The organism is Ruoffia sp. FAM 26254 (assembly GCF_045528545.1).
Taxonomy (GTDB): Bacteria; Bacillota; Bacilli; order Lactobacillales; family Aerococcaceae; genus Ruoffia; species Ruoffia halotolerans.
Genome location: NZ_JBGQQY010000056.1, coordinates 1 through 13,254, shown reverse-complemented (window position 1 = coordinate 13,254; position 13,254 = coordinate 1). Strand labels below are relative to the sequence as shown.

15 protein-coding genes are annotated in these 13,254 nt (G+C 34.4%); 11 read left to right on the top strand and 4 right to left on the bottom strand.

Annotation, left to right across the window (positions count from 1 at the left end):
• Window positions 1-123: 123 nt before the first annotated feature.
• The 3 genes from ACEN3Z_RS10340 to ACEN3Z_RS10330 all read left to right on the top strand — a co-directional run bounded on the left by ACEN3Z_RS10340 (window position 124) and on the right by ACEN3Z_RS10330 (window position 2,612).
• Window positions 124-579 (top strand): polysaccharide deacetylase family protein, encoded by a 456-nt coding sequence (locus ACEN3Z_RS10340; protein ID WP_407090797.1) that lies wholly within the window; start codon window positions 124-126, stop codon window positions 577-579.
• Window positions 580-683: 104 nt separating this feature from the next.
• On the top strand, window positions 684-1,469 hold the full coding sequence (locus tag ACEN3Z_RS10335) for a hypothetical protein (RefSeq protein WP_407090796.1): 786 nt from the start codon (window positions 684-686) through the stop codon (window positions 1,467-1,469).
• Window positions 1,470-2,612, top strand: a complete 1,143-nt coding sequence (locus ACEN3Z_RS10330) for an alpha/beta fold hydrolase (protein WP_407090795.1) — start codon at window positions 1,470-1,472, stop codon at window positions 2,610-2,612.
• A 46-nt stretch (window positions 2,613-2,658) separates the two neighbouring features.
• Here ACEN3Z_RS10330 and ACEN3Z_RS10325 read toward each other — a convergent pair whose 3' ends face one another.
• Complete coding sequence (locus ACEN3Z_RS10325; protein ID WP_407090794.1) at window positions 2,659-3,507, bottom strand: DegV family protein; 849 nt, start codon at window positions 3,505-3,507, stop codon at window positions 2,659-2,661.
• Window positions 3,508-3,678: 171 nt separating this feature from the next.
• Here ACEN3Z_RS10325 and ACEN3Z_RS10320 point away from each other — a divergent pair, with 171 nt between their 5' ends.
• The 5 genes from ACEN3Z_RS10320 (at window position 3,679) to ACEN3Z_RS10300 (ending at window position 7,855) form a co-directional block, all read left to right on the top strand.
• Window positions 3,679-4,311 carry a hypothetical protein gene (locus ACEN3Z_RS10320; protein WP_407090793.1) on the top strand — a complete coding sequence of 211 codons (633 nt, stop codon included), beginning with the start codon at window positions 3,679-3,681 and terminating at the stop codon, window positions 4,309-4,311.
• 98 nt (window positions 4,312-4,409) lie between these two features.
• Window positions 4,410-5,798, top strand: a complete 1,389-nt coding sequence (locus ACEN3Z_RS10315; protein ID WP_407090792.1) for a bifunctional metallophosphatase/5'-nucleotidase — start codon at window positions 4,410-4,412, stop codon at window positions 5,796-5,798.
• 1 nt (window position 5,799) lies between these two features.
• Window positions 5,800-6,462, top strand: a complete 663-nt coding sequence (locus ACEN3Z_RS10310; RefSeq protein ID WP_407090791.1) for a YutD family protein — start codon at window positions 5,800-5,802, stop codon at window positions 6,460-6,462.
• Complete coding sequence (locus tag ACEN3Z_RS10305) at window positions 6,459-7,232, top strand: TIGR01457 family HAD-type hydrolase (protein ID WP_407090790.1); 774 nt, start codon at window positions 6,459-6,461, stop codon at window positions 7,230-7,232. The genes ACEN3Z_RS10310 and ACEN3Z_RS10305 overlap by 4 nt, the downstream gene beginning before the upstream one ends.
• Window positions 7,232-7,855, top strand: coding sequence for a TIGR01906 family membrane protein (locus ACEN3Z_RS10300; protein ID WP_407090789.1), 624 nt, complete (start codon window positions 7,232-7,234; stop codon window positions 7,853-7,855). The genes ACEN3Z_RS10305 and ACEN3Z_RS10300 overlap by 1 nt, the downstream gene beginning before the upstream one ends.
• Before the next feature lie 35 nt (window positions 7,856-7,890).
• Here ACEN3Z_RS10300 and ACEN3Z_RS10295 read toward each other — a convergent pair whose 3' ends face one another.
• Genes ACEN3Z_RS10295 through ACEN3Z_RS10285 form a run of 3 tightly spaced genes read right to left on the bottom strand, consistent with a single transcriptional unit; the run spans window position 7,891 to window position 9,998 of the window.
• Entirely contained in the window at window positions 7,891-8,454 is a 564-nt protein-coding gene (locus ACEN3Z_RS10295; RefSeq protein ID WP_407090788.1) for a phosphatidylglycerophosphatase A, read from the bottom strand.
• A gap of 11 nt (window positions 8,455-8,465) precedes the next feature.
• Window positions 8,466-9,470, bottom strand: a complete 1,005-nt coding sequence (locus ACEN3Z_RS10290) for an NAD(P)/FAD-dependent oxidoreductase (RefSeq protein ID WP_407090787.1) — start codon at window positions 9,468-9,470, stop codon at window positions 8,466-8,468.
• Between the two features lie 21 nt (window positions 9,471-9,491).
• On the bottom strand, window positions 9,492-9,998 hold the full coding sequence (locus ACEN3Z_RS10285) for a divergent PAP2 family protein (RefSeq protein WP_407090786.1): 507 nt from the start codon (window positions 9,996-9,998) through the stop codon (window positions 9,492-9,494).
• A gap of 193 nt (window positions 9,999-10,191) precedes the next feature.
• On the opposite strand from ACEN3Z_RS10285, the gene ACEN3Z_RS10280 reads away from it, so the two are divergent.
• From ACEN3Z_RS10280 to ACEN3Z_RS10270, 3 genes are read left to right on the top strand one after another with little or no spacing between them, the layout of a single operon-like run.
• Window positions 10,192-10,779 carry a peptidylprolyl isomerase gene (locus ACEN3Z_RS10280; protein ID WP_407090785.1) on the top strand — a complete coding sequence of 196 codons (588 nt, stop codon included), beginning with the start codon at window positions 10,192-10,194 and terminating at the stop codon, window positions 10,777-10,779.
• A gap of 29 nt (window positions 10,780-10,808) precedes the next feature.
• A complete protein-coding gene (locus tag ACEN3Z_RS10275; protein ID WP_407090784.1) occupies window positions 10,809-11,222 on the top strand; it encodes a CvfD/Ygs/GSP13 family RNA-binding post-transcriptional regulator in 414 nt (137 codons plus the stop codon).
• On the top strand, window positions 11,222-12,565 hold the full coding sequence (locus ACEN3Z_RS10270; protein WP_407090783.1) for a glucose-6-phosphate isomerase: 1,344 nt from the start codon (window positions 11,222-11,224) through the stop codon (window positions 12,563-12,565). The genes ACEN3Z_RS10275 and ACEN3Z_RS10270 overlap by 1 nt, the downstream gene beginning before the upstream one ends.
• The last annotated feature ends 689 nt before the right edge of the window (window positions 12,566-13,254 follow it).

The window sequence follows — 13,254 nt, the reverse complement described above, 5'->3', positions numbered from 1 at the left end:
GGGAAAATAACGCTCGGACATTCTTACAAGTGTAATGTGCATGATGACCAGATGATATAACTACATTGAGACTTTTACACAAGATTATGGACTTGACATCTAGAGTCGGAGTGGGGCAGAGAGATTACCAAACAAGTGCATGATATGGGCTTTGAAATTGGGAACCATACACATACTCACCCGAATTTACGTGAATTGACATATGAAGAACAATACAATGAGATTGTCGCAACGAATCAAGTAGTCGAAGAGATTACTGGCGCACCCGTACGTTGGTTTAGACCTCCTTTCGGATTGTTTAATATGGATACTATCTTAATTTGTAATGAGTTAGGCTTACAATTAATGACATGGTCATTTGGTTATGACTGGATGGATGAGTATTTATCTGGTCCTGAATTAGCAGCCGTATCATTGGATAATACATATATTCGACCTGGAGCAAACATCTTAATGCATGACCGTTCGTGGACGTTGGATGCTTTACCAACAATGATTGATGGCTACCGCGAGTTGGGCTACCATATCGTTGACCCTTATTTGATCCAACACCAACAGAATAGTACAGAACCTTTATAATTGGTATTAAAAGATTTAAGTTAGACATTAATCTAGTTTAAATCTTTTTTGTTTTACTTATAATTCTGATATTATAGGTATTAGTTGAATGATAGGAGAGATTCATGACAAATAAATTTCCAAAGAGTTTTTACTTTAAATTAAGTTTTATTATACTATTTGTGTTATTTGGATATTATCAGAACCAAAATTTTATACAAGCGACTTTAAATGATGAGTCATTAAATGTGAACGAATCTTTTAATCTCATTATGAGAGAGGTAATGAAATTACCAAACAACGTTGAAAATGACGAAGTTATTTCCGAATATATTTCAGGATACGCCCAACCAGGAAATCAAGTTCCCTATCAAATCCACGAAAAAATATTGTCGGATGATAATTATGCGATAGCAAAACAATCCGCCAATCAATTTAATGCGGCGTTAGATAATCGTGCATTGAATGATGCATTTTTAAGACAAATGAATCACATGCGAGGAACGAAAGGTTGGGAGCAAATTCAATTTGGCGAGCATCTTGAAGAAGGTGTCTGGAGGCGAGTGGAAGAGATGGGGGAGTACCATTATTTAAGCTCTATAACGGCTGATGGAGCTGGTTTTAGAGCCCAATTTCCAAGTGTTTCGGATGCAGAGTATCGCTTAGGTGAGAATTTATATGAACTCTACATCTCCGCAGGGGATGTTCATCTGACAACTTGGGAGAATGAAAAGATTTTAGCCGATTATTTATTTGATGTATATGCTGATGCCGTATCATTATCCAATTATGATATTTATCAAAGCCAATATATTTCGATCTACGCAGCACCGACAGATTATAGTGTCGATGAAGTACCATATGTGAGATTAGTTGTGTCATTAGTTTTGGATACTGAAGGGGGAATTTAGTTGAAGAAAAGTTTAACGTCTAAATTATTAAAAGGTCTAGTTAAAGGTACCTTAGGCTTACTTGCCTATGATTTTGCTTATCGACTAAAACATCCGCGCAAACAAAGTTACCAAGCAGAGGTCAATTTAAATGAATTAGACATGTCATTGCAAGCGAACTTAGCTTGGATTGAAGAAGAGCATTATGACCGAGAGATGAACATTATCGCTCGACCATATATTGAGCAATTTGAACATTCTGGTGAAATTCCGGTGGGTGATGTTGCTTTATCATATTTATTTTATTTAAAAGATAGCAATCGTCCAACTGTCTTTATTGTTCATGGCTTTAATGAGTATAAAGAGATGTATTTTGAAGTTGTATATTATTTATTACAACTCAATTATAATGTGCTTATTTATGATGCGAGAGGTCATGGGTCTTCAAGAGTTGAAACGCGAAATTCTTTAATTGATATTCAACATTTTGATTACTATATTGAAGATTTAAAAGAAGTGATTGAAAGTGTTAAAGAGACCTATGAATTGAACGAGCACTTTTTCTTATTCGCTCATTCAATGGGTGGGGCAGTAAGTACAGGATTAATTAAGAAATATCCAAAGCTAATTAAAGCAGCAATCTTATCTTCACCAATGTTTAGTGTCAATACATATCCATATCCTAGATCTTTAGCTCATGCAGTAGCAAGTGGTGCCGGTTTACTGAACTTAGGTCATAAGCCCATTCCCGCTCAAGGAAGTAATGAATTCATAGAAGCATCAACGAATGCATCTGAATATATTCCGAATCCAGATTTAACACATAGTCAGCAAAGAGAGAAATATGCATTTAATTTGCAGTTGGAATCAGTTGCACATCCAACTTCTGGGGGAACATATAATTGGTTGGCGACATCATTCGATGAAGTGAATAAGATACTGGATGAATCAGCCTTGAAGTATATCGAAACCCCATTATTAGTATTTCGATCTGTCGAAGACAAAGTAGTACGCGGGGATGGAATTTTTACAGCCGCTACCTACGTACCTCAAGTTGAACTTATAGCGGTAGACAATGCTGGGCATTGTATTTACCAAGAACATGATGAGATTACAAAACCATACTTCAGTTTAATCAGTTATTTTCTGAAGCAATATAGTTAAAATAAAAAACAGCAACAATTAAAAATTGTTGCTGTTTTTTAAAATATTAATTTGTTTCGAAACCAACGATCATACCATTATGCTCTGCATAATAGCTACATAGTGCACTCGTTACACGTGTCGTAATCTTAGCGTTCGGATATTCTTTTAGAATTTCTTCTTTAAAGGCATTGGCAATATCTGGGTTAAGAACGTGAGATACTTCAATTTCTCCACCGTTATAACCTTTAGATTTTAATTCGTTAATTAAAGTTTTTAACGCTCTCTTTTGACCTTTTGATTTATGAGCCAATTGAATTGTACCTTCTGGAGTTCGGTTACCAATTAAGCGAATACCTAATAATCCAATCATTTGACCTAAAATCTTAGATACACGTCCATTATTAACTAAGTTATCTACAGATTCTAATAAGAAGGCGATATCTAGATTATCATGGTAAGCATTCAATTCTTTTACGACGGTATCGAAATCAGCCTCCGTTTCAGCTAATTCAAATGCTTTTTTAGCCAATAAGTCCATCTCTGAACCAGCTGATCGACTGTCAAAGATATGAATATTAGCGTCAGGATTTTTCTCCAAAGCAATGTCTTTTCCTAAAGAAGCACTATTGTAACTACCTGAAAGTTGGGAAGAGATAGTAAAGCAGATGACATTCTCTGCACCTTCAAATCGATGTGCATAGACTTCTGGGGAAGGACATGCACTTGATGTTTTTTGTTTTGTATCTTTTATTTCTGATAAGAAGTTCTCAATATCTAGGTCTGCACTATCTACAAAAACATCATTACCAATATTTATCATCAATGGAACGATTTCCAAAACGACGTTTTGATTTGTTGTTTCTATTTCACGAATTGACGACCCTGAGTCGACAACAATTTTCCATTTTTTCACATTAATCACCTCATGTATGCAATATAATAATTATATAGTAACTATCTTGTCATTTCAATTCTAAGCGATGAAGACAAGCATTATTGACGAATAATCCATCTATCAATTGTAAATGAGATAATAAATAGGTATAATAATAACGATTACATATAGTATGAAAGGGTGTGTCAAATGTTCTTAGGTAAAATTAATCAATCCAATGCACTCACATTGTTTAGTTTGTTCTTTGGAGCGGTCGGTGTTGGGTTTTCAATGATTGGAGAATCTCAATATACAATTATATCCTTAATTATCGCTTCAGTCGGTTATATCTTTAGTTACCGTTTCACAGCGATGTTTGAGCGAGAAGATGCTCAGATTTCATTTGATTTGGAATTTGATGTCTTAAGTAAAACCGTTGTCTATGCTTTGCTACCAGCGTCATTATTAATTTCTTTATCTTTAGGATCGGTATTATCGGTCATCGTCGCGGCATTGTATATTTTATCTGTTATCATTCGACTTGCGTATTTTAACCAAGCGATTGAATTTCAAGGTGAACAGTTAGAAGGAAAGACACAAGGTCTTCCTTTAGAAGCAAGTGCGATTATCATACCAATTATTTCACTGTTAGGTTATGTAATACCAATGAATATATTCCAATATGTTCTAGCAGTTGCTTATATTATTCTTGGTGCAAGTTTTGTAGTTAAGTATCCTATTCCAAAACTTCCGGAAAAATGGTTAGTTTATGTTTTAATATTGGCTCTTGTTCTTGTTGTGGCCTTTATTTTCTTAGGAACTTTGACACCGGTCTTAGCTTAGTTTAGGATATTTCCGAACTTCCATTCCCTAGGGATTGAAGTTCGGTCTTTTTTTGTATTATAATCTATAAGAAATGTATAATGAAAGAGGTGTACACATTGCGTCTAAAAATACTACATACCAATGACATACACGGACATTTAGATCATTGGCCTTTAATATCGAAGTTTATAGAAGAGAACCAGGCCCTTGCATCAGTTAAAGGTGAGGCGCTTCTTACCATTGATGTAGGTGATGCTATGGACTCTGTACACCCTTTGGTTGAAGCAACATATGGGAAGGTCATCGTTGATTTGTTCAATGAAGCGAATTATGATGTCGTGACACTTGGGAATAATGAAGGTTTAAACTTTTCTAAAGAACGTCTAAGCGACTTATATAGTCGAGCAGATTATTCAGTAACTATTGCGAATTTATTTGATAAAGATACGCAAGAAGTTCCTTCCTATGCTGAAAATATCGTATACAAAGAGATTGACGATATGAAAGTGGCCTTTATCGGCTTAACTGCACCTTATGAAACTTATCACTTAAATGGATATACCATTGAAAATCCTATTGATAGCTTGCAAGACACTCTTCAACTTATAGATAAAGAAGACACGGACTTAATTATTTTGTTGTCGCATCTAGGTTTAGAAACAGACCGCTATATTTCGAATCTATTTCCTGAAATACAATTAATCATCGGAGCACATACTCATCATGTTCTTATTGAAGGAGAATGGGAGAATCAAAGCTTTCTTTGCGCAGCAGGAAAATACGGTAATTTTGTTGGTTCAATCGATTTGTATTTTGATCAAGCAACGGATACTTGGCAGATGTCTGCAGAAGTTCTTTCCATTCATCAATTGAGTCAAAGATATAATCTGCCAAAAGAATCAGATTATTATAAACATGAAGGAACAAAGCTACTTGAGGAACGCAGGGTTGCTCATATTCCTGAAACTTTTCAAGCACTTCAAACAACGGGATCCAATTCATTCATACAAATGGCACTCAATGCGATTATAGAAGCAACTAGGGTTGAAAATGCAATATTAAGCTCTGGTTTATTTTTAAGTGATTTGCCTAGAGGGCTCATTACTGAATATCACTTACATGAAGCACTACCTCATCCGATGCATTTAGCTGTAGTGGAGATGAATGGGTTGCATTTAAAAGAAATGCTAGCTGAAATGAACCAACAAGCAGATGATTTAAGATACAAATTAATCAATGGACTTGGTTTTCGTGGTAAGATATTTGGAGAACTAATTTTTAAGGGCATTGCTTTTAATGAGCTAAAACATCAGTGGGAAGTAAATGGAGAAGTGATCATTGACGACAAATACTATCAGTTTGTGACGGTGGATCATATTTGGTTCTTACCTTTTTTCCCAACGATTGATGATTATGGGAATCCAAAGTTAATTTTCCCAGATTTTTTAAGACACGTAGTTCGAAATTATTTAGAAAAAACATATCCAATAGAAGGAGGCAAGTGATTTGAGTAATAAAAAAACCATGACAAATCAACTTGAATCTATTTTAGATGACATTATTCAAGGTGAAGAAGTCGAAGATAAACAAATCTATATTATCGACGAAGAAACAATTCAAATTAGCAAACAAGAATACCGTTTGATAAAGAATTACCGAGAAGGGTTTGAACAAGAAGCTTTTACGAATCGGTATCAACCATTCTTTGAAAAGTTTGATTTTATTGTTGGAGACTGGGGGCATGATCTGTTACGTCTAAGAGGATTTTATCAGTTAGGAAGACGCAAAGTGCCACGCGATCAACAAATTGATTTCTTAGATGACTATATTAAAGAGTATTGTAATTTTGGGGCGGCTTACTTTGTCTTAGGTAAGGTGGAAGCCGTAGAGAAGTACCATCAATTAGAGAAGCGCGAAACTATACAAAAGAATGTTTCAAGGCAACCGAAAAACCAAAGACCAAAAACACCTCATGTGACAACTACGACAGACAAAGAAAAAGCAGAAGATACTAACTTTAAACCCAAAAATATTCGTCGTAAAAAAGCCTTTAAAAAGAATCAAACTAAAGGTGAAATAAACAAACCAAAAAAAGTCACTGAGAAAGTCAGTGAAAAAGTGGCTAATGATAAAAAATTCGTAATTAAGAAGGTGACAACTAAGGAATGACAAAGTATGAAGGTTATTTAGTAGATCTCGATGGAACGACGTATCGTGGAAAAGAGCGAATTCCAGAAGCTGAGGTATTTATCCGTCAATTACTTGATGATGGTTTCCCTTTTAAATTAGTGACAAATAATGCAACAAAGGCGGTTGAGGAAATCGTTCATAATTTAAATTCATATTATGATATTCCAATTGATTCTTCTCATGTTTATACTTCAATTATTGCTTTAGGAGATTATATTGAAGTACATCATCCAGGAGCGAATGTTTATGTACTAGGAGAAGCAGCTTTAAAAGAGCAATTGCTTGATAGAAATTTTACGGTTGATCCGAGTAAACCGATTGATGTTGTTGTCCAAGGTTTAAAACGTGATGTTACTTACGACCAGTTAACTGTCGCTGTACAAGCAATCCTTGCTGGAGCTGAATATGTGGTGACGAATACAGACCGATTAATACCAACTGAAACTGGAATGAATCCAAGTTCGGGTGCTATTACTGCCTTTATACAATTTGCGACAAGAAAAGAACCGATTATTATCGGTAAGCCCAATAAACCAATCATGGAAGGGGCACTTAAGCAACTTGGGATTGAGAAAAGCAAGGTTTTAATGATTGGAGATAACTACGATACAGATATTATGGCGGGAATGAATATGGATATGGATACGCTGTTAGTTTTAACAGGTGTCACAGTGAGAGAAGACTTAGAAATGATTCAAAAGCAACCAACTTATACCATCGAATCACTTTCAGAATGGAAGCATGAATAATGGATATATTAAAACGAATAGTGAGCAGTTTTATTATCCTTTTATTTGCAATGTGCTTATCAATTACAACTGTCATCTTTATATCACCATTTTTATACCGATTATGTATTGCTTGGTTTAATTTAACAGACATCTCAGGTTTAACTCAAGCGCAGTTACTTGAAAATTATGATACTATGTTAAGCTATTTAGTGAATCCAACAGTCCATGATTTAAATATGCCTTACTTTAGTATGTCAGAAAGCGGGGCACAGCATTTTGAAGAGGTAAAGGTATTATTCTTTATTAATTTTGTCATCTTAGTGATTTTACTCTCGTTAACGATTTGGGTCATTTCGTACATTAAGAAACGGAATTGGCAATTAGTTATGGCACCTCATTTTACATTTAAATTAGCCTTTCCATTGATTTTATTATTTTTCATTGTTGTCGCATTCGATCAAGTGTTTATTCTTTTCCATCAATTGCTATTTAATAATGATTTATGGTTGTTTAATCCTTTGGAAGATCCGGTTATAACTGTACTCCCACAGGAATTTTTCATGATGTTATTCATCATTGCCTTATTAGTTTATGAATTAATTATCTTAGCTATTCGAAAAGTTGTATATTGGAATAAATAAAAAAAGTGATGAGTCTGCGGGCTCATCACTTTTTCTTAATTTTCATGTGAATCTTCATAAGACTCTTTAGGTGTACTATTAACATTCACCTCATCTGTTTGAGGTTGAGAATGGGCGATTCGACTTGCAGCTGCTGCAGCAAGTGCGCCAACGATATCATCAATGAACGTATTACAATGTTCATCTTTGCTATCGTTTAACTCACCAATAATACCAGGTTTTAATTTATCAACATAACCAAAGTTGGTTAGACCAATTGAGCCATAAACATTAACGATGGATAAGACTAATATTTCGTCAATGCCATATAATCCTTCATCTCGCATCAGTAAATCATTTAAGACAGGTGAGAACTGTTGTCTCTCCGCTGCGATATCAATTTCAATACCTGTGATAACTGCATTTTGAACTTCACGTTTCTTCATCACCGCAATAATATTTTCTAAACAATAGTCTAAAGTTAAATCATCAATGTAGTCTTTTTGTAGATCATAGACAATTTCAGCAATTGATTCTAATCTAACGCCACGTTCTTTTAATAAGTAGTGAGCTTGATTTTCTAGACGACTTTGTTTTATGAATTGTTCATTTTTTGTCATAGTATCTCTCCTTAGAATAAATCTGAGCTGTGAATTGGAGGGTTAACGTTTGTTGGATCTATTTTTAATAAGGCATCATTCACTGCTTGGGGAGCTTCACCAAAGCCTGTCGCAATAATTCTTACTTTGCCTTCATAGTTGGCAATATCTCCAACAGCATAGATGCCAGTTATATTCGTTTCGTATTGAGCATTGACTTCAATTGTATTTCGATTGAGGTTGAATCCCCAATTTCTAATTTCGCCAATACTTGATGTAAAACCGTAACTGACAATAAAGTTATCCACATCCAAAGTAATTATCTCATCTGATTTAGCTTTCTTCAAATTAATCGATTGAATACGACTATCGTCACCGTTGACGGATTCCGGAATAAAAGGAGTCAATAACTCGACTGTGGAATTTTCTAATTGTTTCACACTGCTTTCAACTGCTCTAAATTTGTCACGACGATGGATTAAATGCACTTTATTCGCTAGCGGTTCTAAGGCTAATGCCCAATCAACCGCAGAATCACCACCACCACAGATTGCTACTGTTCTTCCAGTGAATTGTTCGATGTTATTAACATAGTAATGTAGATTACTTTCTTCATATTTCTCAATTTCTGGTAATTTTAATTTTCTAGGAGAAAAGGCACCATTTCCGATTGCTAAAATAATGGTACGTGAATAATGAATTTGTTCACTGGTAATAATTTCAAAATATTCGATGCCATCCTCAGTCATCTTTTTATTTACATTTAAAACTTCTTCTCCCAATTGAATCGAAATATCAAAGCGAGAAATTTGTTGAATAAGATTTCGTTCTAATTCATCGCCTCTAATAGCAGGGAATCCAGGTATGTCATAAATGTTCTTCTCAGCATAAAGATGGGCAGGTTGTCCACCTAAAGATTCTAGACTTTCTATAATCTTTGTTCTCGCATTTCGTAAGCCTGCGTAAAAGGCTGTATATAAACCGACAGGCCCTCCGCCAACAATTGTTATATCAAACAAGGACTCTTCAAAACTCAAAGTATCACACTTTCTATAATATTATAATAAAACTAAACGTAGAAAAATGGCAACAAAACCACCAGTTAGAGTACCAACAATAACTTCACTCGGTTTATGCCCTAGATAACGGTTAATTATCATTCTTTCATAATTATCAATATCATAACTTAAAATCAGAGGGTTATCCTCGACTTCATCATAGCTTATATCATCAGATATATAATTGATCTCAGCTAAATGTTTACGGGCTAATATATCCAAGACAATACCTTGTTCACCACTTTGACGACGGACCCCCATCGAATCGAACATGATAATGACTGCAAATACAGTAGATATGGCTACGTATGGTGAATTAAAACCATATTCTAAAATCAAAGCCGTCGTTAAACTACTCACTGCAGCCGAGTGAGAACTGGGCATACCACCTGTAGAAGTGATTAAATTTAATTTTGCACTTTTTCGATTGGTTAAATAAGCTATAGGATATTTAATCAGCTGTGCAAATAAAATTGAACTCAATGACGCAATTAAAGGGAAATTCATAATTAAACCAACCTTCTTATTTTTTTATTTAAATTAAACTAAATGCCTAAGTATCTTTTGAATTAAAAACTTTTTTAACTCTCCTTCAATAATATCAAAAAAAATTTGATATAACTATTAAAACATTTGTTAAACATAACAAAGTGAATTAGTATATAATGTATATAGAAAATATAAGGAGGAGTGAATTATTTTGACAAAATTTCCACAATTAAACACAGAAGAACTAAATGTTGATATTACATTACATACGAACAAGGGTGATATTGATTTAGCCCTATTCTCGGAGTTAGCTCCAAAGACAGTAGAAAACTTCAAAGAATTATCTAAAAAAGGGTATTACGACGGAATTATCTTCCACCGTATTATTAAAGACTTCATGATTCAAGGTGGAGACCCAACAGGAACTGGTATGGGTGGAGAGAGTATCTATGGTGATGCTTTCGAAGATGAATTCTCAGCGGAAGTATTTAACTTATATGGCGCGTTATCAATGGCTAATGCTGGACCTAACACAAATGGAAGTCAATTCTTCATCGTAACAGCTCCAACTGTACCCGCGCAAATGCTAGGACAATTAAAAGATGCTGGATTTCCTGAAGAAATTATTGAAGCTTATGAAGCAAAAGGTGGAACACCTTGGTTAGACCACCGTCATACAGTATTTGGTCACGTTGTTAATGGTATGGATGTAGTCCTAGATATTCAAGCTCAAGAAACTGGTGCCCAAGACAAGCCCGTAGAAGATATTGTTATTACGAGCGTTACTGTTAATGAGTAGCCTACTATAAAGTAAAGGGTGGATATACATTGACAAAAGAATTTAGAATTGGGGATGTAATCCAAGGAGAAGTAACCGGTATTCAGAATTACGGTGTCTTTGTTAAATTATCGGATACAGAACAAGGATTAGTGCATATATCAGAATGCAAACACGGTTATGTGTCCGAGTTAGATAATTTTATTAATATCGGCGACAAAGTTAAAGTCAAAATTATTGATATTGATGAATATACTCGAAAAATTAGCTTGTCTTTTAGAGCGTTGCAACATCTAAACACACCACCTTTTCCCTCAAAATTAAAAAAGTATCCTAAAAGATATTTACCTAAGATTGGATTCAAGACATTAGGACGCAATATGCCTAAAATTATTGAAGATGGTTTAAGACAAATCGAAGAAGATCAAACTAATATTCTAGAAAAAAATGAGGAGAGATATTAATGACAAATTTAAATTTTGATTATACAAAAGCTTTATCATTCTTTAAAGAACATGAATTAACTCAGATTAAACCATATATTGAATTGGCACATAATCAACTTCATGATAAAACGGGTGCAGGAAATGACTTCTTGGACTGGGTTGATTGGCCAGAAACATACGATAAAGATGAGTATGCACGCATCAAAGCAGCATCCGAAAAAATTAAAGCAGATTCAGATATTCTTATTGTAATTGGTATTGGAGGATCATACTTAGGAGCGAAAGCAGCAATCGAATTCCTAAACGATTCATTTTACAATATTAAAGCAGGGCAAAAAGGAACACCTCAAGTTATCTTTGCGGGTAATAGTATTAGTTCTACTTATTTACACGATCTAGTTGATTTAGTCGGGGACCGTGACTTTTCGGTTAATATTATTTCTAAATCAGGTACAACAACTGAACCTTCTATTGCATTCCGTGTATTCAAAGAATTATTAGATAAGAAATACGGTCACGAAGAAGCGGTTAAACGTATTTATGCAACAACTGATAAAGAGAGAGGCGCTCTAAAATCAGAAGCAAATACTGAAGGATATGAAACATTTGTTATTCCTGATGGTATTGGTGGACGCTTTACTGTATTAACTGCGGTGGGTCTATTACCAATTGCTGTCGCAGGTGGAGACATTGATGCTTTAATGGAAGGTGCACGCGAAGCAATGGAAGAATACAGTAATCCAGATGTTATGGAGAACAGTGCTTACCAATACGCAGCAATCCGTAACTTCTTCTATAAAAAAGGGAAAGATATCGAAATTCTGGCTAACTATGAACCAGGTATGCAATACTTCTCTGAATGGTGGAAACAATTATTTGGTGAATCTGAAGGGAAAGATCAAAAAGGGATTTACCCAGCGAGTGCAAACTTCTCAACAGATTTACACTCTATTGGACAAACAATCCAAGATGGACAAAGAAATATCTTTGAAACAGTCTTAAAAGTTGAAACACCAAGACATGATATTGATATTCCAAAAGCTGAGGAAGATCTAGATGGTTTAAGTTATTTAGAAGGAAAAACAATTGATTTTGTTAACACTAAAGCTTACGAAGGAACATTATTAGCTCACACAGACGGTAATGTACCGAACCTATTAATAAAAATTCCAGCTATGGATGAAAAATCTTTAGGACACTTAATCTACTTCTTTGAAAAAGCAGTAGGAATCTCAGGATACTTAAATGGCGTAAACCCATTTGATCAACCAGGAGTAGAAGACTACAAACGTAATATGTTTGCCTTATTAGGTAAACCAGGATTCGAAGATCTAGCTAAAGAGTTAAACGAACGGTTATAAGCTTAGAACAAATAAATAAGAGTTAAAAAGATTGAAGGCTACTTTTAGTTGTCTTCAATCTTTTTGTATAAAGTGACATTATATAGTAGGAAACGGATCGTCTAATAGTGACTACACCTTCTATATAATGAAGGAAACCTAAAAAGAAGCGATTTTAAGTAAAAAAATAAAAAACATAATAAATCACAAAATATATTGACTCCCCCTATTACTTAGTGGTATATTATCATTTGTCGTCACGAGACGTTGTAACAATGTTTGGCGATAACTATGTAAGGTTACATAAAATTTACATAAACTTTACAAAAAAGCGAAAAAAGTATTGACGAAATGATTCGTCGATGATAATATAACATAAGTTGCTACTACAACATGTGTAGCGCTTACAACCTTTGAAACGAATCATATATTTGTTTCAAAAAACGCTTTACAGATTATGCGAAGCATGATAGAGTATAAAAGTTGTCATTTGAAATCACGTCACTTAAAAAAAGAAATAATAAAAGTGAAAAAAGTGATTGACGCTAACATAGCAAACATGTTAATATTTAAAAGCTGTCATTTTAGGTAGCGATTAAACGAGGCGACACTGATAAAAAAGTGAAAAATATTGTTGACACAATATAGCCTGCATGATAAGATATGTAAATCGTCAAACAGCGACAGCATCACAACGAAGTGTTAAATAG